This is a genomic window from Aeromonas sp. DSM 116730, from assembly GCF_046581335.1.
In the GTDB taxonomy this organism is placed as follows: Bacteria; Pseudomonadota; Gammaproteobacteria; order Enterobacterales; family Aeromonadaceae; genus Aeromonas; species Aeromonas rivipollensis.
On sequence record NZ_CP144265.1, the window covers coordinates 2,160,203 to 2,184,791 of the forward strand.

The following is a 24,589-nucleotide window of genomic DNA, read 5'->3' on the forward strand; positions in this document are numbered from 1 at the left end:
GCGCAAGGGGGCCTCTGACGGGCCCGGCGGGCACTTGCCTGCGCTCTTCATCTATTCGAGGGAGCTTGGGAGCTCATCCCACACAGAGGAGTGACACATGAATATCGCCATCCATTTTGAAATTCCGGTGCAGGATCTGACGCGAGCCATCCGCTTCTATGAAGCGCTCTTCGAGATAACCCTCGAGCGGGCGCACATAGATGACAACGAGATGGCGCTGTTCCCACTGTTTGACGGCATGGCGGGCTGCTCCGGCGCCCTGGCAAAGGGGGAGAGCTATGTGCCGAGCCAGGACGGTACCCGGGTCTATCTGAAGGTCGCGGACATAGAGCGGGCCATGGCCCGGGCGCTGACAGCGGGAGGGGAGTGTCTCTATACCATCACCCGGGTGAACGAGCACATCCGGGTGGCCGAGCTCAGGGATTGCGAAGGCAACCGCATCGCCCTGCAGGAGGGGCTCTGAGTTTTATTCATCCGGTGCATGGGGGTTATTGAATCATTCGTGTCATGAATGAAGGCGGCGGATTTCCCCTTTTGGGGGGAGGCCAGGGTCGTGGGCCCCGCGGTGGGGCCCCGGGATGGTCAGTTGCCGCCGCCCGGATCCCGTGCTACTTCATCTGGTGCGGCAAGGAGTCAAGATCCACTTAGCCCCGTCTGCCGCTCAGCACTCAAGGAGGCATCATGGAAGGTCATTGTCTGTGTGGCGGGATCACCGTTTCAAGCGGCGATCACAAGGAGGTCAACCTGTGTCACTGCGCCATGTGCCGGCGCTGGTCCGGCGGGCCCATGTTCGCGGTGCATGGCGGCAAGGGGGTCAGTTTCAAGGGGCTCAGCCCTGTGGCCTACCGCTCGTCCGAGTGGGCGGAGCGCGGCTTCTGCCCCACCTGCGGCACCCACCTTTTTTACCATCTGTTGCCGACGGACGAGTACATCCTCTGTGCCGGGCTGTTTCAGGAACAGGCGTTCGAGCTCACCGGGCAGATCTTTATCGACGAGAAACCGGACTTCTACGAGCTTAAAAACGACACCCCGACCCTGACCGGGCAGCAGGTGTTCGAGCAGTTCGCCCCCAAACCCTGAGCCCGTCGCTGCGCCAGCAGTGTCGGCAAAACCCCAAGGAGACTGTCATGGATGAGCAACAGAAGGTGAGGGGGCCTGCCTCCTATTTTCCCTCCATCGAGAAAACCTACGGGCAGCCGATTGCCCACTGGCTGGCCCTGCTGGCGGGCCGGGAGGAGCGCAAACACATGGCGCTGGTGGCCTGGCTCAAGGCCGAGCACGGCTTGGGCCACGGCCATGCCAATGCCCTGGTGGCCCACCATCTGACGCAGCACCCTACGCCCTGAAGGCGCAACAGGAGCCGATGTCGTGTCGCTGCGCAGGGGTCTGCCTGCCGCCGCGCCGGATCAGCAGGTAAATAGAGGAGAAGAGGGATGAAGATAAGTGTCAGCGTTCGGGTCGAGCGGCCACTCGCTCTGGTATGGGAGGGGTGGAACACCCCCGCCAGCATCATGGCATGGAACGCCGCCTCCCCCGAGTGGCACTGCCCCGGCAGCCGGGTGGATCTGCGGGTCGGCGGGCTTTTTTGTCACCGTATGGAAGCCCGGGATGGCAGCATGGGGTTTGATTTCGAGGGCACCTTCACCGAGGTGGTGCCCCTAACCTCCCTGGGTTATGTCATGGACGACGGCCGCGCCGTCAGGGTGACGTTCGTGGAGGAGCAGGGAGGCACCCGGGTGCACGAGGAGTTCGACGCCGAATCCGAACACAGCGGCGAGCAGCAGCGCGCCGGCTGGCAGAGCATACTCGACAACTTCAAACGCTATATGGAAAGCGCGTCCTGAGACGCGCTTTTCGATCAAGCTTCTCCTGCCCGGCGCCGGGCTACTCCTCGATATCCAGCAGCACCAGGATGGCGCTCTCGCCCCCCCATTCCCGCGGGGCCTGATGGAAGGCGCGCACATTGGGGTGCTGGGCCAGCCAGCTCGGAATGCGCTGCTTGAGCACATGTTTGCCGATGCCGTGCATCACGGAGGCGACGTGAATGTTCTCTTTCTGGCACAGGGTGAGCAGGGCGGCCAGCTCCTGCTTGGCCTGGAGCTGACTCATGCCATGGAGATCCAGATAGATCTCCGGCGGATAGAGGCCGCGCTTGAGCTTTTTCAGCTCGAATTTTGACACGTCTTCACGCACAAATCGGGTCGGGCCCTCTTCGTCCAGATGAGGCTGGTACTCGTCGCTGAAAAAGTGGTCAACCCCAAGCTTTTCGCGGCTTTCGCGCAGTTCGCGTTTCTGCTTGACCGGGCTTGAGGAGGCCCTTATGGTATCTTGCTTAATTTTCCGGGTACCTTTGACAGCATCACGAAACAGCAGGCTTTCCTCGTCTGTGGGTGAGGGCGATTTTTTCATCAGGTACTCGTCTTGCTCGCTGTATAGAATTCTCGGGCCGGATATTACTCGACTTGGAGGTGGATTTGGACAAGATATTTATCGACGAGGTGGTTGCCGAGATGCACACCATCCAGGACATGTTGCGCTGGGCCATGAGTCGTTTCAACGACGCCGGGATCTTCTACGGACATGGTACCGACAACGCCTGGGATGAGGCCGTGCAACTGGTGCTGCCCGCGTTACATCTGCCGCCGGACGTGGATCCGGGCATGCGCCACTCCCGCCTGACCACCAGCGAGCGCCACCGCATCGCCGAGCTGATCATCCGCCGGGTACAGGAGCGGGTGCCTGCCGCCTACCTGACCAACAAGGCCTGGTACGCGGGTTGGGAGTTCTACGTGGACGAGCGGGTGCTGATCCCGCGCTCCCCCATCGCCGAGATGGTGGCTAACCGCTTCGCCCCCTTCCTCAAACATGAACCGACCCGGATCATGGATCTCTGCACCGGCTCGGGTTGCATCGCCATCATCATGGCCCACGAGTTCCCCCATGCGGAAGTGGATGCCATCGACATCAGCGTCGATGCCCTCAACGTGGCCGAGCGCAACATCAACGACCATGGCCTCGAGCAGCAGGTCATCCCGATCCGCTCCGATCTGATGCGCGACCTGCCCGCCGGCGACAAGTACGATCTCATCGTCTCCAACCCGCCCTATGTGGACTCCGAGGACATGTCGGACTTGCCTGAGGAGTTTCGCCACGAGCCGGAGCTGGCGCTGGCATCGGGCTCCGACGGCCTCAAGCTCACCAAGCGCATCCTGGCCAATGCCGCGGACTTCCTCAAGGATGACGGCGTGCTGGTGGTCGAGGTGGGCAACAGCATGATCCACCTGGAAGCCCAATTCCCCGAGGTACCCTTTACCTGGGTCGAGTTCGAGAACGGCGGTCACGGCGTCTTCGTGATGACCCGCGCCGAGCTGGTGCAGTACCAGGCCCATTTCGCGATTTACAAGAGCTAAGCAGCAAGGAGCACCCATGGCAGGGAACAGTTTTGGCCAACTCTTTCGGGTCACCACCTTTGGCGAGAGCCACGGCCTGGCGCTTGGCGCCGTGGTCGACGGCTGCCCCCCGGGGCTGGAGATAAGCGAAGCGGATCTGCAAATCGATCTGGACAGGCGCAAGCCCGGCACCTCCCGCTACACCACCCAGCGCCGCGAAGCGGACGAGGTGAAGATCCTGGCCGGGGTGTTCGAGGGACGCACCACGGGCACCTCCATCGGGCTGCTCATCGAGAACACCGATCAGCGCTCCAAGGACTACTCCGAGATCAAGGACCTGTTCCGTCCGGGCCACGCCGACTACACCTATCACCAGAAGTACGGTCAGCGTGACTACCGTGGCGGTGGCCGCTCCTCGGCGCGCGAGACCGCCATGCGGGTGGCGGCGGGGGCCATCGCCAAGAAGTACCTCAAGCAGATGCACGGTATCGAGATAGTGGGCTTTCTCTCCCAGCTTGGTCCCATCAAGGCCGAGGCCTTCGATGCGAGCCAGATCGAGCAGAACCCCTTCTTCTTCCCCGATGCGGGCAAGCTGGAGGCCCTCGACGAGTACATGCGGGCCCTCAAGAAAGAGGGCAACAGCATAGGCGCCAAGGTGGCTGTCATTGCGCGCAACGTGCCTGTGGGACTGGGTGAGCCGGTGTTCGACCGGCTCGACGCCGACATCGCCCACGCCATGATGGGCATCAATGCGGTGAAAGGGGTCGAGATAGGTGACGGTTTCGCCGTGGTGGAGCAAAAAGGCTCGGAGCATCGCGACGAGATGACCCCGGCCGGCTTTGCCAGCAACCATGCGGGCGGCATTCTCGGCGGTATCTCCTCCGGCCAGGACATAGTGGTGAGCATGGCGCTCAAGCCCACCTCCAGCATCACTGTGCCGGGCAAGACCATCAACACCAGCGGCGAGGCCACCGAGATGATCACCAAGGGGCGCCATGATCCTTGTGTCGGCATCCGTGCCGTGCCCATCGCCGAGGCCATGCTGGCCCTGGTGCTGATGGATCACCTGCTGCGCCACCGTGCCCAGAACCAGGGCGTGCATACCCAGACCCCGCTGCTGCGCTGATCTGCAAGCAGCGCTGTCAGCTGATCACCATGCTCTGCAAAAAAGGCGACCCCAGGGTCGCCTTTCTCGTTTGTGCGGTGTCGTCAGGGTCAGCCCTGAGTGCCTTCCTCCCGGGGTTGGCTGCCATCGAGGCGGCACACCGGCGGGGCAAACGCCGCGTCCGGCGCCGGGAGGTCGGCGATGGCGGCATCGATGCGGGCGAGCTCTGCGTCGCTCACCGCCTGGCTGGCAAACATCAGGCTGACCTGCTGCTGGTGCAACAGCACCTGACACAGGGTGAACTCCTCTGCCCCCAGCTGGGCCAGCCGATGGCGGGCATATTGCCACTCTATGATGACCCCATCGAGGCGCCGCGCCAGCAAGAGGGCGATCAGCCTGTCATCCGAGTTGTATTCGCTCGCCTGCCGGAGGGAAGCACAGGCGTCGCTCAGGGGGAGGGGACGGGTGCCTCGCAGCTTGCCAAGGCGCAGCCCCGTCTGCTGGCACAGATCCGCGAGGCCCCTTATCCCCTGCCAGCGATCTGGATTCCCGGGGGCCGCCTTGTGGCTGAGCAGCACGAAGCTGGCGCGTCTGTAGGGGGCCGAGAAGCGGGCGAAACGCTCCCGCTCCGGGGTCTTCAGGGCCCCCATGGCGACATCCAGCTGCTGGCGTGCCATCAGGTGCAGGGCCCGGGCCCAGGGGAGGTTGCGAAACGCGGGCTCAAGATCGGCGCCGCGGAGGATCTGGCGGGTCAGGGTCACGTCCAGCCCGCCGAGCTCGCCATCGGCCTCGATCTCGCTGAAGGGGGGCCAGTGGCTCCAGGCCACCGACAGTGTCTCCTTGGCGCCCAGAGGCAGGCTCAGTGTGAGCAGCAGTCCCAGGCTCAATGCAGAGCGGATGGCGGCCTGGATATGTCTTCTGATCAAGCAGAACCTCCCTGTTCTGTGTCGTGAGTGTATGAATATGCACCCCAGAATGGGCAGGGGCCCTGGCGAGCGTCATCATCGCCATTCTGCCCCGCCAAAGTGGGCTTTTCCAGCCGCGCTGGGAGGCATATCACATTTTCCTCGTCTAAGTGCGCCAACTCCGTTAGACTGCGCCTCTATTCTTTCCCCTTTGCTCTGCTCCCCGGGGAAATCGTTGTTTTCTCTATAGGCCCAGATCCTGTGAGATGGCATCGGCTCAGCAGAGGAGCCCCACCACAGATCCCCGGCGCCCCTATCCCTAGCAGGTAATTATGAGTTTTACTTCCCTCGGTCTGGCCGAACCCTTGTTGCGTGCCGTTGCCGAGCAAGGCTACGACACCCCGTCTCCCATCCAGCAACAAGCGATCCCGGCCGTCCTGGCTGGCCGTGACCTGATGGCCGCCGCCCAGACCGGGACCGGCAAGACCGCAGGCTTTACCCTGCCGATGCTGCAGCGCCTCACCGAGAGCAAGCGCAAAGTATCCCCGAACCGCATTCGTGCCCTGGTGCTGACTCCGACCCGCGAGCTGGCTGCCCAGGTGGGCGAGAGCGTGCGCAACTACGGCAAGCACCTGCCGATCCGCAGCCACGTGGTCTTCGGCGGTGTCAGCATCAACCCGCAGATGATGGCAACCCGCCGTGGTCTGGACGTGCTGGTGGCCTGCCCGGGCCGCCTGATGGATCTCTACAACCAGAACGCCGTGAAATTCGACGAAGTCGAGATCCTGGTACTGGACGAAGCGGACCGCATGCTCGACATGGGCTTCATCCGCGACATCCGCAAGATCCTCGCCCTGATGCCGAAGAAGCGCCAGAACCTGCTCTTCTCCGCCACCTTCGCCGACGAGATCCGCGAGCTGGCCACCGGTCTGCTGGACAACCCGGCGGTGATCGAAGTGGCCCCGCGCAACAGCACCGCCGAGCGTATCGAGCAGCTGGTGCACCCCTGTGACAAGGCCAACAAGATCGCGCTCTTGAGCCACCTGGTCACCAGCAACGACTGGCAGCAGGTACTGGTGTTCACCCGTACCAAGCACATGGCCAACCGTGTTGCCGAGACCCTCGACAAGAACGGCGTCAGCGCCGCCGCCATCCACGGCAACAAGAGCCAGGGTGCCCGTACCCGTGCCCTGGCCGGTTTCAAGGAAGGCAGTGTCAAGGTGCTGGTGGCGACCGACATCGCCGCCCGTGGTCTGGACATCGACAAGTTGCCGCAAGTGGTCAACTTCGAGCTGCCCAACGTGGCGGAAGACTACGTGCACCGTATCGGTCGTACCGGCCGTGCCGGCGCCGCTGGTCACGCCATCTCTTTGGTGGCGGCCGATGAAGGCAAGCTCATCAAGGCCATCGAGCGTCTGACCAAGCAGAACATCAAGTGCGAGCAGGTGGTCGGTTTTGAAGCCTCCCGCGAGACACTGGACAACATCGCCCGTGGCATAGGCGCGCCCCTTCGCAAAGAGCCGCGCGATCCGAGCGAAGAGCGCCGTGCGCCGCGCCCGCAGGGTCAGCGTCAGGGGGCCGGTCGCTCCGGCAATGCTGGCGGTGCGCGCACCGGTGGCAACGCGGGCAAGCCAAAGCCGCAAGGTGGACAGCGTCCGGCCGAGGGTGCCGCCAAACCGGCCCAGGCCCGTCGTCCCCGCCGCGCCAGCCACAACCAGTAAGCGGCTCGGGAGCCAGGCTCCCCGGCTGTTCGGTTGCTAAAAAAGCCCGCACCATCTGGTGCGGGCTTTTTGTTTGTGGCCAGCAGTGAAATGGTCAGGGGATGAGCGCCGTGGTCAAGATATGAGCCGCGCTCACCAGGATCACGCTGAAGGTCAGCCCCATCCCCACCACCCGATAGCGGAAGTTCTCCGGTGTGCGGCTCATGCCAAAGGCGTGGCAGAGGCGGCCGCACAGCAAGCTGGCTCCCATCAGATGAACAAGCCAGGGGGTCTGGCTGGAGGCTTCGACAAAATAGATGAGCAGCAGGGCCAGGGGAACATACTCGGCAAAGTTGGCGTGCACCCGCATGGCCCGCAGCATGGCGGGATCTTCCCCGTGCCCCAGCGCCACCCCCCGACTATGGCGGGTGCGAATGGTGCGCACGCTGAGCAAGACAAAGAGCAGGGCGAGCAGGGCTGCGTAGATGGGCACTATGGTCATGGTATCTGGCTCTCGAGTGGATGTGTTTGCTTTGATATTGCTTGGCGCCTCAATGGCTTGCCTCTGAGGGTAGCAGCAAGATGTGGCGAATTGGCGAGAAACCCGAAGCATCATTGCCACCCTTGCTGCTGTTGCTGGGGCAGTATCCCCTGGTCATGGGATAAAGGGTGATATAGGTGTGGCCATTGGGTCACTTCTAATAATTGACGACTTCAAGCTAGACAAAAAAGCTATTTAAGAAACCGGTTCTGCACTGGAGGGGGGATGGTAGATATGCACCTGAAGTAGTAGGAAAAGCTATTAGTGATGGGAGAGTTCCAGAATTTATTTTCGAGGCAACAAGCGCTCTCGGAAGTGAGTTATTCACTGGTTTTGCAAATAAATATATAGATAATAATACCGGCAAAGAAAAAAAGTTGTAACAAAATGAAAGATTACATTAAAGTGTGGGTTTATTCATGTTTGTATTGTATTTTTCTATGTTTCTTTTTAGGTGTTGTAGGAACGTTGTTTTTTTATGTTACAAAGGGGCAGGTAATCACATCTTGGGAGGATGTAGAGCGAGCTATAGTATACGGGGTTATTGCTGGAACATCGATTACATTATATCTTTTAGTTACTGACTTTTTAAAAAAGTGATTGTTTAGCTTGTTGGTGGATATATTATTGTCATTGTTATTTATTTTAAATTCGCCAATGGGGTTTTATTAGCTTGTGGATCAGAAGCAGGCATAGTGAAAACACACTTATATCGCTATTTGGAGCTGGGATAATCTGGTGCATCGTGCATCGTGCATCGTGCATCTTGCATCTTGCATCTTGCATCAGAATCCTACCGTTGTCGGACAGCAGCCTCTCACAAGCATAAAGAGCTGGATTGATGAAAGAAGATAACAATTGTATGTACATAACTAGTTATTACTTGGCACCGGACTGGAATTGATACCTTGCTTGGACCAAGTTAGATAATACTGTACCACTATAGCTCCAGGGTTTCATGGCATAATAAAGCCCGCCAATCTGGCGGGCTTTATTATGCCAAGATGGGAGAGTCATTCCCCATAGAGCCTTATCTGCAGCACATTGGCGATGGCGCTGCCGTTCCAGTGGTATTCCAGATGCTGGGTCTGGTGAATTTTGGTGATAAGGCGGGGGCGGTAGAGCACATAGCAGTCGTGGCCGCTGTGGCGCACCGAACGATAGTGGATGCCGTCCGCCCCTCCGCGCTTCTGCTCCTGGGCGAAGGCCTGGGAGTGGCCATAGTCGGTGGCGTGATAGAGGGGGGAGGTGAGGTAACCATCCCCGCGGATATCGACGAGCTTGGCGCAAAACTCGGTGTGCAGCACCCGCATCTGCAGCTTCTGGGGCGGTTCCTGGGTGTAGCCGAAGACCCGCTCCTGGTGATAGACGGTCTCTTTCACCGCGGTGTCGAGCAGGGGGGCGCAGTAGTAGCCGCCAAAGTCCCCCGTGGTGAAGCGGGCCCCCTCCGGATTGAGGTGGGTGAAGGCGGCCATCACATAGCTGCCACCGGCCAGTCCCACCAGCCAATCCTCTTTCGGTACTCGCGCCAGCTCCCCGGCCTCTTCCCGCAGGCGATCGTTGGTCAGGGCCTCGACGGCCCAGACCGCCTCCAGCTCGTCCGCGTTGGCCACGTCCTCATAGAGGCAGATGGGGGGATAGCGGCTCGGGATGATGCGAAAGGCCTGCTGATCCTGTAGCTCGCTCGATGGCGGCATCGCGGACATCAGGCCATGCCTCCACGCCAGGCGTGCAACCGGTTGGCCACTTCATAGAGATCGGCGACGCGGCCCCCCTGCATGACATCCATGGCGCTGCGCCCGGCGAAGAAGGGGTGGCTGTTGGGCTTGCGCACCCAGCCGTAGATGCTCTCATCGACGCTGAACAGCACCCGCAGGCTCTTGTGGATGTTGAGGATGTAGCTCATCCGCTCCTGCAGATCGGCGCTGAGCCGGATGCCACCGCTCGCCTCCTTGTACTTGCTCAAGGTCGAACGGGAAGAGATACCGAGCAGGGTCAGCTGTTCATCCGTGCTGCACCGCCATTTGTCCAGAATGCGGAACACCACCGGCAGCGCCTTGCTGGGATCGACGGCAGTGTCCCGGTGGTTGGCTTGTGCTGTGGCGACCATGGCTCCTCCTTATGGGTTGCATCGGGGCGAACCTCGGTGTGAGTTTGCCTTGTCCTCAGTATGGCGAAATTGTCCATATATGTACATGCATGTGTAATTTTGTTCATATCGGGACACGAATAGAGAGGCTGCAAGGTGCGGCGTCCCATTGCTGGGCGGGTAAATGATGAGAGGCCCCGCCAACCGGGTTGGCGGGGCCTCTCGCGAGCCGCAGGGAAGGTCGCGGCTTAGAGCTCGGGCAACATGCCGAGGCTGACGCTCACCTGGACGCCAACGATCAGCACCCCCATGGCGCCGGCGAGTCCGAGGGCCAGCACGCCGCCCGGGACACGGTAGTGGTGCGCCTCGGCCTGCTTGCGGCTCTGCCACACCAGGGCCACCGGCAGCAGCACCGCCAGCACAGCCAGGGCAATGGCGGCGTAACCCAGCGCCATGATGAAGCCTTGCGGGAAGTAAAGGGCAAACAGTAGGGGAGGCACGAAGGTGATCATGCCTGTCTGGCTGCGGCCCTGCCAGTTGTCCTTGCGGCGGGTCACCTTGGCCATGAAGTCAAAGAGCCCCAGGGTCACCCCGAGGAAGGAGGTGGCGAGCGCGAGATCGGCGAACAGGTGCATCGCCTGATTGAAGGCGGGCCAGCTGACCAGGTTGCCGACGCTGGCGAGCAGGCTGTCGAGCGCCCCGCCGGTCTGGATCAGGGTCTGCTGACCGAGCAGGCCGAGGATGGCTACCTGCCACAGCACATAGAGGATGAGCGGCAGGGCAGAGCCCCACACAAAGACCCTGCGCAGCTGCTTGGGGCAGTCGCCGAGGTAGAGCATGACGCTCGGGATGGAGCCGTGGAAGCCGAACGAGGTGAAGATGACCGGCAGGCCCGCCAGCAGCAAGCCCTGACCGAGCGGCATGGAGAGCAGATGTTGCCCCTCGGCGCGGGGCAGCAGCAGTGCCAGCACCCCTACCATGATCACCAGTTTGACGGTGAACATCAGTCGATTGAGGTAATCCACCTGTTTGGTGCCGACGCACACCATGCCGCCAAACAGCAGGGTGAAGGCCCAGGCCGCCTGCTCCTGGCTGACGGTGGTGCCCGCATCGGCCAGCGCCTGTGCCAACAGGCTGCTGCCGCCGCTGATGTAGGCGGAGGCCAGCGAGTAAAACAGCATCAGGATACAGAAGGAGGCGATGCGCTTGCCCCAGGGGCCGAGCAGGTGATCCGCCAACTGGTGCAGGTACCACTTGCCGGTATTGAGGCTGGCCTCCACCTGCAGCATGGCGGTGAAGGCCATCAGGGCCCAGAGCCCGACCATCAGCAGCAGGGTGGCGGGGCCGCCCAGCGACGAGGAGGCCAGCGGCAGGGCCAGCATGCCTGCGCCTATGGTGGTGCCGGCAATCAGCAGGGTGCAACCCAGGGTTTTGGTGTTCATGGTGTCCATCCAGATAGAGAAACTGCGTATTCAAAAAAGCGTGTCAGTGGCGCTGTTGGCCGGGTGCCTCCGGGGGCGAGACCGGAGGCTAGCAATATCGGAGTGGACGCATCGTTACGAAAACCCTGTGGATTGTAAAATATGGTTGCCACGTTAACGGATCAAAATAGTGGAAACAAGCCTGAAAAGGCGGATTTTGTACTGTGAGGTGGCAATGAGTGGAAATAAAAGATGACAGTAAGCGGTCTTGACTGGTGGAAAAGCGCGCCAGCGTGGCAGGAGGCCGCCGGCGCGTGAGGGGGCGTCAGCGGCGACGCTTGAGGGTGCGGCTCACATAGTGCAGACCAGAGCGGTAGTGGCCGTTGATGGCCTCGAAGGCGAGGGCAAGGGCCTGGGCAGCTAGGGCGTCGTGCTGCTGGGGCAGTGAGTTGATGCCAAAGGGGAGGAAGTCCAGCAGCCGATCGTCCCCGAAGGTGGCCATGGCAATCCGGCTCATGTCGGCTTCCTGCTCCAGCAGATAGTCGAGCACCCCCTCCATCAATATGTAGGAGGTGGCGACCAGCGCCTCGGGCAGTTGGCCGAGCCGCTGGTGCAGCTCCTTGATCAGACGATAGCCCTCGGCGCGGGAGAAGTGGGCTCCCTCGCAGACATGGGGTGTCAGCAGGGCGGCGCTGGCGTGGCTGCTCAACGCCTGCTCGAAACCGGCGCGGCGCTCCTGGCTGATCGTGAGACCTGGCAGCGCTGTGATCAGGGCCAGGTGGCGAAGGGCGGGGGTGAGCAGGGAGGCGGTGAGATCGCAGCTCGCCTTCTGGTTTTCACTCGCCACTGTAATGAAGTGCTCGGCGGCCAGGGCCCGGTCTATGGCCAGGATCTGCACGCCATGGGTCTGCTGCTCCCGATAGAAAGGATCCGCCGGTGGCAGGCAGCTCGCCACCAGCAGCGCATCCACATGGCGGCTGACCAGCATCCGGGCCAGCTCCTTCTCGGTCTCCGGCTCGTCTTCCGAGCAGACGATCAGCAGCTGATAGCCCTGAGCCCGGGCGCCTTGCTCGAGGCGCTTGGCGAGCTTGGCGTAACTGGCGTTCTCAAGGTCCGGCAGGATGAAGCCCAGGGTCCTGGTCTGGCCGCCGCGCAGGGAGGCGGCGCGGCTGTCCGGCTGATAGTTGTGGGCCAGGACCACTGCCATCACCTTGTCACGGGTGGCCTGGCTGATGCGATATTGATCCGCCTTGCCGTTGATCACATAGCTGGCGGTGGTACGCGAGACACCGGCCAGGGCGGCGATTTCATCCAGTTTCATCATATTGGCTCTGTTTGAGTTGCAAGGCCCGCGACGGTTTCAGGTGGGGGCACCGAAAAGTGTGCGCGGGATCATATCATTGAAAAGCACTCTCAGTGGGATCTTGAACAATTGGCTGAAACGATTCAGTCTGAGTGTAAGTGAAACGATTCAGCTTGTCAGTAAGCGATGAATGTTCGACCAGGAAATGCCGCAGCGGCATCCCCGGGGGAAGATTCCCGTCTATTGTCAGCAGGCAAATTACCCGAAATCCAAGTTGAGTTGAGCCGGTGTGCCGCGAGGCGAAGCCGGACCTGATGGAGAATCTCTATGTTGAAGTTGGCGCGACAGCAAATCCTGCTGGGACAATCGGTGACGAACAAGGCGGACGCCATCGCCCTGCTGGCAGGCAAACTGACCGAAGCGGGTCTGGTGGAGGCCGGTTATGTGGACGGCATGCTGGCGCGGGAAGCCCAGCACGCCACCTACCTTGGCAGCGGCATCGCCATTCCCCACGGCACCACGGACACCCGCCATCTGGTCAAGAGCACAGGTGTCATGGTGGCCCAGTTCCCTCATGGCATCGAGTGGGATGAGGGGCAGACTGCCTATGTGGCCATCGGCATCGCCGCCAAGTCCGACGAGCATCTGGGCATCTTGCGCCAGCTCACCCATGTACTGGGTGACGAGCAGGCGGCCGCGCAATTGAAAGAGGCCACAGATGAAGAGACCATCATCAACATCCTCACCGGCGCGACCGCGGCCAAAGAGGTGCAATACCTGACCCTGGCGGACTTCCCGGCCGACGATCGCGACCAGCTGCTGCTGGGAGCCGCCGCCCGCGCCAAATCCGCCGGCTGGGGGGAGGCCGCCATGGTGACCTCCCTGCTGGCAAGCGAGCCTGTCTATCTGGGGGATGGCGTCTGGCTGGCCCGCACGCCGGCAGCCCAGACCGGCTGGGTGTTGGCGACTCCGAGCAACGCGCTCAGCGCAGGGGAGCTGCCGGTCAGCGCCCTCTTGCTGCTGTGCGCCGCAGACAGCAGCCATCTGCCCCAGCTGGAGAACCTGGCCAAGCTGGCTGCCGCCGGTCAGCTCGGGACGCTCGCGGGCAGTGACGGGCTGGCCATGTTGCAGGCGGGGCCGGCGAGCGGTCTTGCCGAGACTTTCACCATCATCAACCCCCATGGCCTGCACGCCCGCCCGGGCGCCATGCTGGTCAAGGTGGCCAAGGAGTTTGCATCCGACATCCGGGTGGCGAACCTGGATGGCAGCGGCGAAGCCGTCTCCGCCAAGAGCCTGATGAAGGTCATCGGCCTTGGTGTCAAGTGCGGTCACCGTCTTGCGTTCCGTGCAGAAGGGGCGGATGCCGAGGCGGCCCTCAAGGGCATAGGCGAAGCCATTGCCGCCGGTCTGGGCGAGGGGGCACACTGATGGACATAGTGACCATCACCCTCAACCCAGCGCTGGATCTCACCGCCCGTCTGGGCACCATGAGCCTGGGGGAGGTGAACCTGGTGAGCGAGGCTTCCTTGCGCGCCGCGGGCAAGGGGATCAACGTCGCCATGGTCCTGAAAGATCTCGGCCGTGACGTGGGCCTGACCGGCTGGCTCGGGGCTGACAACCAGCAGAGTTTTGTTTCCCTGTTTGCCGAACGCTCACTGGCCGATCACTTCGTGCGCGTGGCGGGCAGCACCCGCATCAACGTCAAGATCTCCGAGCAATCGGGTCGGGTCACGGATCTCAATCTGCCGGGGCTTGACGTGCACCAGGCGGAAGTGGCCGCGCTGGAGGCCGAGATAGAGAAACTGGCGCCGCGTGCCGACTGGTTCGTGCTGGCGGGCAGCCTGCCCAAGGGGGTCGAGCCTGGCTACTGCGCCAAGCTCATCAGCCTGCTCAAGGCCAAGGGCAAGCAGGTGATCTTCGATTGCAGCGGCGCGGCCCTGAGCGAGGGCATCAAGGCGGCGCCGACCCTGGTCAAGCCCAATCTGGAAGAACTCAGCCAGTGGGCAGGTCGCCCCATCAAGACCCTGAGCGATCAGGCCGACTGTGCCCGCGCCCTGCAGGCCGCCGGTATCCCCCATGTGGTGATCTCCAATGGCGCCGACGGCCTCATCTGGTTTGGCCCCGATGCCGTCTGGCAGGCCATTCCGCCGCGCATGAATGTCGTCAGCACAGTCGGTGCCGGCGACTCCCTGGTGGCGGGGCTGGCCCATGGCTTGAGCCTTGGCTGGGCGCCGGAGCAGACCCTGCGCCTGGCCACCGCCGTCTCTGCCCTGGCGGTGAGCCAGGTGGCGGTCGGCTTTGACGATATCAAGGTACTCACCCCCTTACTCGAGCAGGTGCGCGTGCAGCGTCTGGATGACCTGGCACCGGCTCAATCCAATCCCCTTTCGATGACACACTCAGGAGATGCCCAATGAAAGCAATTCTGGTTACGGCTTGCCCGGCGGGCATTGCCACCAGCTTTCTCGCTGCAAAACGGATAGAACAGCAGGCCAAGCTGGCGGGCTGGGAGCTCACCCTCGACGTCGGCTCCAGCGTGCAGCCCCGCCAGGTTCCCTCGAAAGAGCAGATTGCCGCCGCCGAACTGGTGCTGGTAGTCGCTAGTGCCCCTGTGGATCTCGCCGCCTATGACGGCAAGCGCCTCTATCAGGGCAGCATGGATCTGGCGCTGCAGGATCCTGCCGCCCTGCTGGAAGCCGCCGCGAGTGGTGCCAGCCTCTATCGCCATCAGGCCGCGCCCGTGGTTGCCACTGCCGCTCCCAAGGCGACCACAGGTGCCAAGCGCATCGTTGCCGTCACCGCCTGCCCGACCGGCGTGGCCCACACCTTCATGTCGGCGGAAGCGCTGGAGACCATGGCCAAGCAGCTGGGTCACCAGATCCGTGTCGAGACCCAGGGTTCGGTCGGTGCCCAGAACGCCCTGACTGCGGATGAGATCGCCGCCGCCGATCTGGTGTTCCTCGCCACCGACATCGAAGTGGACATGGCACGCTTCGATGGCAAGCCCGTCTATCGCACCAGCACGGGAGCAGCCCTGAAGAAGACCCGCGCCGAGCTCGACAAGGCGTGGACAGAGGCGAAGACCTATCGCCACAGCGGCGCCGCCGCGGCCAAGAAAGAGGAGAAGGCCGGCCCCTACAAGCACCTGCTGACCGGTGTCTCCTTCATGCTGCCCATGGTGGTGGCCGGTGGCCTCATCATCGCGCTCTCCTTCATCTTCGGCATAGAGGCGTTCAAGGAAGAGGGTACCCTGGCGGCTGCCCTGATGAAGATTGGCGGCGGCTCCGCCTTCGCCCTGATGATCCCTGTACTGGCCGGCTACATCGCCTACTCCATTGCCGACCGTCCGGGCCTGGCTCCCGGCATGATTGGCGGTATGCTGGCAAGTTCGCTGGGCGCTGGTTTCCTCGGCGGCATAGTCGCCGGTTTCCTCGCCGGTTACAGTGCCAAGTACCTGAGCGACAAGGTGCGCCTGCCGGTGACCCTGGAAGCGCTCAAGCCCATCCTCATCATTCCGCTCTTTGCCAGCCTGTTCACCGGCCTCGTCATGATCTACGTGGTGGGCGGCCCGGTGGCCGGCATCATGAATGCCATGACAGAGTTCCTCAACAACATGGGCTCTGCCAACGCCGTGCTGCTGGGTGTCATCATCGGCGCCATGATGTGCTTCGACATGGGTGGCCCGGTCAACAAGGCGGCCTACGCCTTCGGGGTCGGCCTGCTCGCCTCCAAGACCTATGCCCCCATGGCTGCCGTGATGGCCGCCGGCATGGTGCCGGCCCTGGGGATGGGGATAGCCACCTTCCTGGCCAGCAAGAAGTTCATCAAGGCGGAGCAGGAAGCGGGCAAGGCCTCCTTCGTGCTGGGTCTGTGCTTCATCTCCGAGGGGGCCATTCCCTTCGCGGCCAAGGATCCGATGCGGGTTATCCCGGCCTGCATGGTGGGCGGTGCCCTGACAGGTGCGCTCTCCATGCTGTTCGGCTGCGAACTGGTGGCGCCCCACGGCGGTCTGTTCGTGCTCTTCATCCCGAACGCCATCAGCCACGTGATGATGTACATACTGGCGATTGCCGCAGGCTCGCTCCTGACCGGGGTCTCCTACGCCATGCTCAAGCGCGGCGAGGAGCAGGCCAAGCTGGCAACGGCCTGACGGGCATCACTCCGATGAATGACAAGGCGGCCTGCGGGCCGCCTTTTGTTTTGGTGGGCAGAAGGAGGGCAGGGAAGGGGTCAGAAATCCCAGCCGGGTTGCGATGGCGGCTCGACGGGGTCACCCTCTCTGGCCTTGCGGCGGGCGGCGTCGACCCGCGCCTTGCGATTGCGGCACAGGCGCATCACCTCCTGCTGCTGGGTCGGGGTCATGACCTGCCAGTTGAAGCGCTCTTCCCGGCTGCGCAGGCACCCCTTGCAATATCCCTTGTTGTTCACTTCGCAGACCCCGACACAGGGGCTTGTCAGGGGGAAGATTTCGAGCTGTTCCATCCACGACCTCTCACATCTTGTCACCTTGTTATAACCCAGAAGATCCCCTTTGGAGAAATAGGGCGCCCGGGGGCGGATGGCGTTTGCTTTCCCCCGGCAAATTTGGCATCTTCCCCGCCGAACATGATGCTCGGTGTTATATGAGGACATATGAATAAACATGCGTACTGGCTTGCCGCCGCCGTCGTGGGGCTGGCCGGTTGTGCGGGCAACCCTGAACCCGCCAAGGTGCCCCAGAAGAAGGCGGAATCCAGATGTTTTCTGAACTGCGAGGTGCCCGAGAATCTGGGCAAGCAGTATCTGGATGGTGCCCTGCCCGGGGATCTGGTGCGGGTGGAGCGGGTCAACAGTCGCCAGCGTGCCGACTACAGCAAGTTCGGCCCCCAGAGCCGACTGGTGCTGGAGCGCTCCGGCAAGATGACCCGCCGCTATGGCGAGCTCTATCGCCAGCTTTCCCGCTGGGTGACCAATGGCGGTGATCCTGCCCATATCACCCAGTACGGCATCAGCCTGGCCCAGCTCGGCGGTGCCGATCGCATGGGCAACGTGCTCTTCACCGGCTACTACTCGCCGGTGCTGGAGGTGCGCCACCGCCCGGATGCCAAGTACAAGTACCCCATCTATGCCATGCCCAAGTGTGGTGGCCGCTGCCCGAGTCGTGCCGAGATCCATCAGGGGGCCCTGGCCAACCGTGGTCTGGAGCTGGGTTACAGCAAGTCCCTCATCGACAACTTCCTGATGGATGTGCAGGGCTCCGGCTTCGTGCACTACGGGGATGACGACAGGTTGCAGTACCTCGGCTACAGCGGCAAGAACGGCCACGGCTATGTCAGCATAGGTCGGGTGCTGATCGACCGGGGCGAGGTGCCCAAGGAGCAGATGTCCATGAAGGCCATCAAGGAGTGGGCGAACCGCCAGCCGGAGGCGAACGTCAAGGAGCTGGTGGAGCAGAACCCCTCCTACGTCTTCTTCGAACGTCGCCCCACCAACGACGTGGTGGGCGCCGCCGGCATTCCGCTGCTGCCCATGGCGGCGGTGGCCGCCGACAAGACGCTGCTGCCCATGGGGACACCTATCCTCGCGGAAGTGCCGCTGCTCGACAAAGCCGGCAACTGGACCGGCAAACACCAGCTGCGCCTGCTGATCGCGCTGGATGTGGGCGGCGCCGTGAAGAAGGGTCACCTCGATCTCTATCACGGCATGGGGGAGAAGGCCGGTGTGGCCGCGGGTCACTACAAGCACTTTGGCCGGGTCTGGAAGCTGGGCCTGCACCAGGGGCCGACCGCCGCTCCCTGGTTATGACCCTGTGAGGGTTCGGGCGCCTGCGCAGGGCGCCCTGATCAGATGACCCAACAAAAAGCCGCCGGATTGCTCCGGCGGCTTTTTGTTGGGTGCGATTCAACCTTGGGTGGGGTCAATCCTTCTGGATATCCAGCCGGATGGCACCGACCGGTTTGCAGCAGCAGGGCAGGCACTCCCCTGGGGAGACGAATGCCAGCGGCACGCTGGGGTAGTGCACTCTGCCTGCCAGCAGCGGGGTGCGGCAGGCGCCGCAATAGCCGCTGCGGCACTGGAACTCCAGCCTGTGACCGTGGCGCTCCAGGGTCTCCAACAGGCTCTCGCCGGGATGGGCGTGCAGGACGCCATCCTGGGTATGCACCCGTGGCGAACCCGCCTCGCTCTGCGCGGAGGCAGAGCAGGGGGCAGGGGGTAGCATGTTGGTGGCGTCACTCACGGCGCGATGTCACCGAGGTCATCAGGGTAAACCTCATCACAGCTCGAAGTCACCGAGATCGTCTGCATGCACTTCGCTATCGATCTGGCCGACCAGGTAGGAGCTCACTTCCACTTCCTGGGGGGCGACCTGCACGTTGTCGGACGACAACCAGGTGTTGATCCAGGGGATGGGGTTTTGCTTGGCGCCGGCGAAGGCTGGCTGCAGACCGACCGCACTCATGCGCAGGTTGGTGATGTACTCCACGTACTGGCAGAGGATGTCCTTGTTCAGGCCTATCATGGAGCCGTCCTGGAACAGGTACTCGGCCCACTCCTTCTCCTGAATGGCGGCTTCCTTGAAGATCTCGAAGCAGGCTTGCTCGCACTCGGCGGCAATCTCCGCCATCTCGGGATCGTCCAGGCCATTGCGCATCAGGTTCAGCATATGCTGGGTGCCGGTCAGGTGCAGGGCCTCGTCGCGGGCGATCATCTTGATGATCTTGGCGTTGCCTTCCATCAGCTCGCGCTCGGCGAAGGCAAAGGAGCAGGCGAAGCTGACGTAGAAGCGGATCGCCTCCAGGGCATTGACGCTCATCAGGCACAGATAGAGCTTCTTCTTCAGCCCCCGCAGGGTGATGGTCAACTCGCGCTCACCCACCCTGTGGGTGCCTTCACCGTGCAGGTGGTAGAGGGCGGTCGCCTCGATCAGATCGTCGTAGTAGTGGCTGATGGAGCCGGCACGCTTCAAGATCTGCTCGTTGGTGATGATGTCGTCGAACACCTGCCCCGGATTGTTGACGATGTTGCGGATGATGTGGGTGTAGGAGCGAGAGTGGATGGTCTCGGAGAAGGCCCAGGTCTCGATCCAGGTCTCCAGCTCCGGGATGGAGACCAGCGGCAGCAGCGCCACGTTCGGGCTGCGACCCTGGATGGAATCCAGCAGAGTCTGGTACTTCAGGTTGGAGATGAAGATGTGCTGCTCGTGGGGCGGCAGGGCCTGGTAGTCGATGCGATCGTGGGACACATCCACCTCTTCCGGACGCCAGAAGAAGGAGAGTTGCTTCTCGATCAGCCGCTCGAAGATGTCGTGTTTTTGCTGATCATAACGGGCCACGTTGACCGACTGGCCGAAGAACATCGGCTCCTTGAGCTGGTCGTTCTGGGTCTGGCAGAAAGTTGAATAAGCCATGGTGATTTGAATGTCTTGAATGAGAGGAAACAGGAGGGCGGGAGCTTAATGCTCCCGCCCGGTTCATCAGATCGTGCTGCGACTTATATTTTACAAGCCCCGCCGGCGCAACCGTCATCTTGCAGATCGGTCTGGGCATCGTCCGCACCATCACGGGTGTTGTGATAGTAGAGGGTCTTGAGGCCGTATTTGTAGGCGGTCAGCAAGTCCTTGAGCAGCTGCTTCATCGGGACCTTGTTGCCTTCGAAACGGGCCGGGTCGTAGTTGGTGTTGGCGGAGATCGCCTGATCCACAAACTTCTGCATGATACCGACAAGTTGCAGGTAACCGTCGACGCTCGGCTGCTTCCACAGCAGTTCGTACTGATCCTTCAGGCGATGGTACTCGGGCACCACCTGCTTGAGGATGCCGTCCTTGGAGGCCTTGACCGACACCAGGCCGCGCGGCGGCTCTATGCCGTTGGTGGCATTGGAGATCTGGCTGGAGGTCTCGCTCGGCATCAGGGCGGTCAGGGTGGAGTTGCGCAGACCCACCGTCTTTATCTCTTCACGCAAGGACTCCCAGTCCAGGTGCAGCGGCTCGTTGCACAGCACATCCAGATCCTTTTTATAGGTATCTATGGGCAGGATCCCCTGGGCGTAGGTGGTCTCGTTGAAGGCCGGGCAGGGGCCGAACTCGCGGGCCAGCTGCACGGATGCCTTCAGCAGGTAGTACTGGATCGCCTCGAAGGTGCGGTGAGTCAGGGCCAGACCTGAGCCATCGGAGTAGCGGGCGCCGTTCTTGGCCAGGTAGTAGGCGTAGTTGATGACGCCTATCCCCAGGGTGCGGCGGTTCATGCTGCCCTTCATCGCGGCCTTGAGCGGGTAGTCCTGATAGTCGAGCAGGGCATCCAGGGCGCGCACCGCCAGATCCGCCATCTCTTCCAGGTCTTCCAGCTTCTCGATGGCGCCGAGGTTGAAGGCAGACAGGGTGCACAGGGCAATCTCGCCCTCTTCGTCATCCACGTTGTTGAGCGGCTTGGTGGGCAGCGCAATCTCGAGACAGAGGTTGGACTGGCGCACTGGGGCCACGCTCGGATCGAAGGGGCTGTGGGTGTTGCAGTGATCCACGTTCTGGATGTAGATGCGACCGGTACCGGCGCGCTCCTGCATCATCAGGGAGAAGAGATCCACCGCCTTGAGGGTCTTCTTGCGAATGGACGGATCCTGCTCGTACTTGACGTAGAGCTGCTCGAACTTGTCCTGATCCGCGAAGAAGGCGTCGTACAGACCCGGCGCATCGGAGGGGGAGAACAATGTGATGTCGCCGCCCTTGATGAGGCGCTGGTACATCAGCTTGTTGATCTGTACCCCGTAGTCCATGTGACGGACCCGGTTCTCTTCCACGCCGCGGTTGTTTTTCAGGACCAGCAGGCTCTCCACCTCTGTGTGCCACAGGGGGTAGAAGAGGGTGGCTGCACCGCCGCGCACGCCGCCCTGGGAGCAGCACTTCACGGCAGTCTGGAAGTACTTGTAGAAGGGGATGCAGCCGGTGTGGAAGGCTTCGCCGCCACGGATGGGGCTGCCCAGGCCACGGATGCGGCCGGCGTTGATGCCGATGCCTGCGCGCTGGGAGACGTAGCGCACTATGGCGCTGGCGGTGGCATTGATGGAATCCAGGCTGTCATCGCACTCGATCAGCACGCAGGAGCTGAACTGACGAGTCGGGGTGCGCACGCCGCTCATGATGGGGGTGGGCAGGGAGATCTTGAAGGTCGAGACCGCATCGTAGAAACGCTTGATGTAGTCCAGACGGGTATCTTTCGGATACTTGGAGAAGAGGCAGGCCGCCACCAGTATGTAGAGGAACTGCGGGCTCTCGTAGATCTCGCCGGTGACGCGGTTCTGCACCAGGTACTTGCCTTCGAGCTGCTTGACGGCAGCGTAGGAGAAGTCCATGTCACGCCAGTGGTCGAGGTAGCCGTTGAGCTCCTCGAATTCGGCCTGGGTATAGTCGGTCAGCAGGTGCTTGTCGTACTTGCCCATGTCTACCAGACGGGCGACATGCTGGTAGAGGTGGGGCGGCTCGAACTGGCCGTAGGCCTTCTTGCGCAGGTGGAAGATGGCCAGGCGGGCGGCCATGTACTGGTAATCCGGGCTCTGTTCGGAGATCAGGTCAGCAGCGGCCTTGATGACGGTTTCGTGGATATCGGCGGTACGGATACCGTCATAGAACTGGATGTGGGACTTGAGCTCCACCTGGGAGACCGACACGTTGTCGAGCTTCTCGGCGGCCCAGTCGAGCACGCGGTGAATTTTATCCAGATCGATGGGTTCTTTGTGGCCGTTACGCTTCGTCACAAACAAGTTCATTGGCTGATGACCTTTAGTTGATTCCCGAAAAACCATGGCGCCACGCATCCAGGGTTCCCTTCTCTAGGGTGGCCTGGGGGCGAAGTGCGCCATGAATCACAAGATATAGTGTTATTTTAAATTCGAACTACAAGATAGTGAGGTCGGCACGGCATTGCAATCTGTGGATAACGCATTAGCTGTGGATAAATTGTGGGTGTTCGGGCTCGAGTTAGTGACTGCTCACAGTGAGTGGGTTTTCATCCGTCCGATCCGGCAAATGCAAGTCCGATGATCGAAGATGGAAAATTTAAATAACTTTTTTTGCTTGCGAAAAGAGGGTGTTTTTACTAGCAAATTCAGCCTGGTTATCCCTTGTGCAGCCAGGGTCAAAAGCTGTCCTGTCACCGCAGGCATGCAGTTGTCATCCCCTCAAAACAGGGGGCGCATCTGCGCCCCCTGTCATTGCCATTGTGCGGCTCGGTGAATGAGCGCCGTGCTCATCTGGGAACCCTCTGACGCTAAAGCTGCCCGGATGATCCATCTATAGCGTTATGTTGTGCTGGCTCAGCTCAGCTCAGCTCAGCTCAGCTCAGCTCAGCTCAGCTCGTAGCGCAGCCAGTGGTGCTGGGCCTGCCTTGCTGGGCGTCGAACTGCAGATACATACCCCGATGTTCCACTAATACCTTTTATGCAGTGTTGGTCTGGATCAGCTCAGCTCGTAGCGCAGCCAATGGTGAAGGGCCTGCCTTGCTGGGCGTCGAACTGCAGATACATACCCCGATGTTCCACTAATACCTTTTATGCAGTGTTGGTCTGGATCAGGTCAGCTCGTAGCGCAGCCAATGGTGGAGGGCTTGCACGGTGTCGAACTGCAGATCGGCGCCCCAGTCGGCGGTATCCTCGTCATCGCTCAGATAGCCCCAACCCGCCACCGCGGTACGCATGCCGGCATTGCGCCCCGCCTCGATGTCACGCACATGATCCCCCACATAGAGACACTGGCTCGCCTCGACCCCGAGCCGCTCGCAGGCAAAGAACATGGGGGCGGGGTCGGGCTTGCGCACCGGCAGGGTATCGGCACTGACGGTGACGCCGCAGCTGGCCAGCGCCGGCAGGGCTGCCAAGAGCGGCTCGGTGAGAAAACCCGGCTTGTTGGTGACTATGCCCCAGGGCAGCTTCTTCTCATCGAGCCATTCGATGAGATCCAGCATCCCCTCATAGGGACGGGTGCCGACACAGAGGTTGGCCGCGTAATGGTCGAGCAGGGCGGTGCGAAGGCGCGTGGCCCCCAGCTCTTCCAGCAGATCGTCGCCAAGGCCCGCCCTGAGCAGCCCGAGCGCCCCGTGGGAGGTGGTCTGGCGGATGATGGTCTCGGGCAGCGGGGCAAAGCCTTCGCTTATCAGCACATGGTTGACGGCGGCCCCCAGATCCGGGGCCGTGTCGAGCAGGGTGCCGTCCAGATCGAACAGCACGCAGCGCAGGGGAGCCTTGTCGGTGTTCATCAGACTGACTCCGGGCGCACGAAGGCCACCATGTAGTTGACGTCGACGTTCTTGCCGAGCTTGAAGCTGTTGGAGAGCGGCGCGTAGTGCACCCCGCTCATGTCCCGCACCAAGAGGCCCGCGGTTTCACCCATGCGACACAGCTCGGCGGGGGTGATGAACTTTTTGTGATCGTGGGTGCCCTTGGGCACCATCTTCAGCAGGTACTCGGCCCCCAGGATCATCATCAGGTAGGCCTTGGGGTTGCGGTTGATGGTGGAGACGAACACCTTGCCACCCGGGCGCACCAGGGTGGCGATGGCGCGCAGCACTGAGGCGGGATCAGGCACGTGCTCCAGCATCTCCATGCAGGTGACCACGTCATACTGGCCCGGGGCCTCGTCCGCGTGGGCCTCGGCGGTCATCTGGCGGTATTCGAGCTCCACCCCCTGTTCCAGGGCGTGCAGACGGGCGACCCCGAGAGGCTCCTTGCCCATGTCGATGCCGGTCACGCGAGCACCACGGCGGGCCATGCTCTCGGAGAGGATGCCGCCACCGCAGCCGATGTCGAGCACGCGTTTGCCAAACAGGCCGCCGCTCTTGTCGGTGATCCAGTCAAGGCGCACCGGGTTGATTTGATGCAGGGGTTTGAACTCGCCCTCCATGTCCCACCAGCGGGAGGCGATGGCTTCAAATTTGGCGATTTCTGTCAGATCGACATTGGCATCACTGTTCATTTTTTGATGATCCTGTGGCAGGGCGCGCAGCGGGCAGGGCGCGCGCAATCTATTGTCCTGGCGGGCATTATAACGGACGGACTTGGTCACACCAGCCCGACGTGTTACCCGGATTTGTGGCTTAAGGTATTTGGCTCAGTGTGTTACCATGTCGCGCTGTTTAAGCCAAAGAACAACTAATTAGGGATTAAGGCTTTC

The 24,589-nt window shown here is 61.8% G+C and carries 24 protein-coding genes; 11 read left to right on the plus strand and 13 right to left on the minus strand.

Going from position 1 to position 24,589, the window contains the following annotated elements; genetic code table 11:
- Positions 1–97 precede the first annotated feature (97 nt).
- The 4 genes from Aeroheme_RS09830 (at position 98) to Aeroheme_RS09845 (ending at position 1,844) form a co-directional block, all read left to right on the plus strand.
- Complete coding sequence (locus Aeroheme_RS09830; protein ID WP_411167180.1) at positions 98–463, plus strand: VOC family protein; 366 nt, start codon at positions 98–100, stop codon at positions 461–463.
- A 218-nt stretch (positions 464–681) separates the two neighbouring features.
- Entirely contained in the window at positions 682–1,080 is a 399-nt protein-coding gene (locus Aeroheme_RS09835; RefSeq protein WP_025327064.1) for a GFA family protein, read from the plus strand.
- A gap of 47 nt (positions 1,081–1,127) precedes the next feature.
- The gene (locus Aeroheme_RS09840) at positions 1,128–1,346 is read left to right on the plus strand and encodes a DUF4287 domain-containing protein (protein ID WP_411167181.1); all 219 of its coding nucleotides are present in this window, start codon (positions 1,128–1,130) and stop codon (positions 1,344–1,346) included.
- Between the two features lie 87 nt (positions 1,347–1,433).
- Positions 1,434–1,844 carry an SRPBCC family protein gene (locus Aeroheme_RS09845; protein WP_411167182.1) on the plus strand — a complete coding sequence of 137 codons (411 nt, stop codon included), beginning with the start codon at positions 1,434–1,436 and terminating at the stop codon, positions 1,842–1,844.
- 40 nt (positions 1,845–1,884) lie between these two features.
- On the opposite strand, the gene smrB is transcribed toward Aeroheme_RS09845, so the two are convergent.
- Positions 1,885–2,409: an endonuclease SmrB gene (gene smrB / locus Aeroheme_RS09850; protein ID WP_025327061.1), complete on the minus strand. Its 525-nt coding sequence runs from the start codon at positions 2,407–2,409 to the stop codon at positions 1,885–1,887.
- Between the two features lie 65 nt (positions 2,410–2,474).
- Here smrB and prmB point away from each other — a divergent pair, with 65 nt between their 5' ends.
- Entirely contained in the window at positions 2,475–3,410 is a 936-nt protein-coding gene (prmB, locus tag Aeroheme_RS09855) for a 50S ribosomal protein L3 N(5)-glutamine methyltransferase (RefSeq protein ID WP_106887942.1), read from the plus strand.
- 16 nt (positions 3,411–3,426) lie between these two features.
- Positions 3,427–4,515 carry a chorismate synthase gene (gene aroC / locus Aeroheme_RS09860; RefSeq protein WP_025327059.1) on the plus strand — a complete coding sequence of 363 codons (1,089 nt, stop codon included), beginning with the start codon at positions 3,427–3,429 and terminating at the stop codon, positions 4,513–4,515.
- 89 nt (positions 4,516–4,604) lie between these two features.
- Here aroC and Aeroheme_RS09865 read toward each other — a convergent pair whose 3' ends face one another.
- Complete coding sequence (locus tag Aeroheme_RS09865) at positions 4,605–5,417, minus strand: substrate-binding periplasmic protein (RefSeq protein ID WP_411167236.1); 813 nt, start codon at positions 5,415–5,417, stop codon at positions 4,605–4,607.
- Between the two features lie 314 nt (positions 5,418–5,731).
- Here Aeroheme_RS09865 and Aeroheme_RS09870 point away from each other — a divergent pair, with 314 nt between their 5' ends.
- On the plus strand, positions 5,732–7,120 hold the full coding sequence (locus Aeroheme_RS09870; RefSeq protein ID WP_106886715.1) for a DEAD/DEAH box helicase: 1,389 nt from the start codon (positions 5,732–5,734) through the stop codon (positions 7,118–7,120).
- A gap of 94 nt (positions 7,121–7,214) precedes the next feature.
- Here Aeroheme_RS09870 and Aeroheme_RS09875 read toward each other — a convergent pair whose 3' ends face one another.
- The 5 genes from Aeroheme_RS09875 to cra form a co-directional block, all read right to left on the minus strand.
- Complete coding sequence (locus tag Aeroheme_RS09875; protein ID WP_106886716.1) at positions 7,215–7,601, minus strand: MAPEG family protein; 387 nt, start codon at positions 7,599–7,601, stop codon at positions 7,215–7,217.
- A gap of 1,052 nt (positions 7,602–8,653) precedes the next feature.
- Positions 8,654–9,337: an RES family NAD+ phosphorylase gene (locus tag Aeroheme_RS09880; RefSeq protein WP_408753241.1), complete on the minus strand. Its 684-nt coding sequence runs from the start codon at positions 9,335–9,337 to the stop codon at positions 8,654–8,656.
- A gap of 8 nt (positions 9,338–9,345) precedes the next feature.
- A complete protein-coding gene (locus Aeroheme_RS09885; RefSeq protein ID WP_404836342.1) occupies positions 9,346–9,750 on the minus strand; it encodes an antitoxin Xre-like helix-turn-helix domain-containing protein in 405 nt (134 codons plus the stop codon).
- 227 nt (positions 9,751–9,977) lie between these two features.
- The gene (locus Aeroheme_RS09890) at positions 9,978–11,171 is read right to left on the minus strand and encodes an aromatic amino acid transport family protein (protein ID WP_408753196.1); all 1,194 of its coding nucleotides are present in this window, start codon (positions 11,169–11,171) and stop codon (positions 9,978–9,980) included.
- Between the two features lie 304 nt (positions 11,172–11,475).
- Complete coding sequence (gene cra, locus Aeroheme_RS09895) at positions 11,476–12,474, minus strand: catabolite repressor/activator (RefSeq protein WP_411167183.1); 999 nt, start codon at positions 12,472–12,474, stop codon at positions 11,476–11,478.
- A 306-nt stretch (positions 12,475–12,780) separates the two neighbouring features.
- Here cra and fruB point away from each other — a divergent pair, with 306 nt between their 5' ends.
- Genes fruB through fruA form a run of 3 tightly spaced genes read left to right on the plus strand, consistent with a single transcriptional unit; the run spans position 12,781 to position 16,603 of the window.
- Entirely contained in the window at positions 12,781–13,881 is a 1,101-nt protein-coding gene (gene fruB / locus Aeroheme_RS09900) for a fused PTS fructose transporter subunit IIA/HPr protein (protein WP_411167184.1), read from the plus strand.
- A complete protein-coding gene (gene pfkB, locus Aeroheme_RS09905; protein WP_411167185.1) occupies positions 13,881–14,870 on the plus strand; it encodes a 1-phosphofructokinase in 990 nt (329 codons plus the stop codon). Before fruB ends, pfkB begins: the two co-directional genes overlap by 1 nt.
- The gene (fruA, locus tag Aeroheme_RS09910; protein WP_408864060.1) at positions 14,867–16,603 is read left to right on the plus strand and encodes a PTS fructose transporter subunit IIBC; all 1,737 of its coding nucleotides are present in this window, start codon (positions 14,867–14,869) and stop codon (positions 16,601–16,603) included. Before pfkB ends, fruA begins: the two co-directional genes overlap by 4 nt.
- Positions 16,604–16,683: 80 nt before the next feature.
- Here the strand turns inward: fruA and Aeroheme_RS09915 are convergent, their stop codons facing one another.
- A complete protein-coding gene (locus Aeroheme_RS09915) occupies positions 16,684–16,935 on the minus strand; it encodes a DUF1289 domain-containing protein (protein WP_111910651.1) in 252 nt (83 codons plus the stop codon).
- 150 nt (positions 16,936–17,085) lie between these two features.
- Between Aeroheme_RS09915 and mltA the strand changes: the two genes are divergently transcribed.
- Positions 17,086–18,237 carry a murein transglycosylase A gene (gene mltA, locus Aeroheme_RS09920; RefSeq protein ID WP_411167186.1) on the plus strand — a complete coding sequence of 384 codons (1,152 nt, stop codon included), beginning with the start codon at positions 17,086–17,088 and terminating at the stop codon, positions 18,235–18,237.
- A 112-nt stretch (positions 18,238–18,349) separates the two neighbouring features.
- Here the strand turns inward: mltA and yfaE are convergent, their stop codons facing one another.
- From yfaE to ubiG, 5 genes are all read right to left on the minus strand, one after another.
- Positions 18,350–18,670, minus strand: coding sequence for a class I ribonucleotide reductase maintenance protein YfaE (gene yfaE, locus Aeroheme_RS09925; RefSeq protein WP_411167187.1), 321 nt, complete (start codon positions 18,668–18,670; stop codon positions 18,350–18,352).
- Between the two features lie 36 nt (positions 18,671–18,706).
- The gene (nrdB, locus tag Aeroheme_RS09930) at positions 18,707–19,840 is read right to left on the minus strand and encodes a class Ia ribonucleoside-diphosphate reductase subunit beta (RefSeq protein WP_393938113.1); all 1,134 of its coding nucleotides are present in this window, start codon (positions 19,838–19,840) and stop codon (positions 18,707–18,709) included.
- An 83-nt stretch (positions 19,841–19,923) separates the two neighbouring features.
- On the minus strand, positions 19,924–22,191 hold the full coding sequence (gene nrdA, locus Aeroheme_RS09935; protein WP_005329715.1) for a class 1a ribonucleoside-diphosphate reductase subunit alpha: 2,268 nt from the start codon (positions 22,189–22,191) through the stop codon (positions 19,924–19,926).
- An 800-nt stretch (positions 22,192–22,991) separates the two neighbouring features.
- A complete protein-coding gene (locus tag Aeroheme_RS09940; protein ID WP_411167188.1) occupies positions 22,992–23,675 on the minus strand; it encodes an HAD family hydrolase in 684 nt (227 codons plus the stop codon).
- A complete protein-coding gene (ubiG, locus tag Aeroheme_RS09945; RefSeq protein WP_411167189.1) occupies positions 23,675–24,391 on the minus strand; it encodes a bifunctional 2-polyprenyl-6-hydroxyphenol methylase/3-demethylubiquinol 3-O-methyltransferase UbiG in 717 nt (238 codons plus the stop codon). The genes Aeroheme_RS09940 and ubiG overlap by 1 nt, the downstream gene beginning before the upstream one ends.
- Positions 24,392–24,589: the final 198 nt, after the last annotated feature.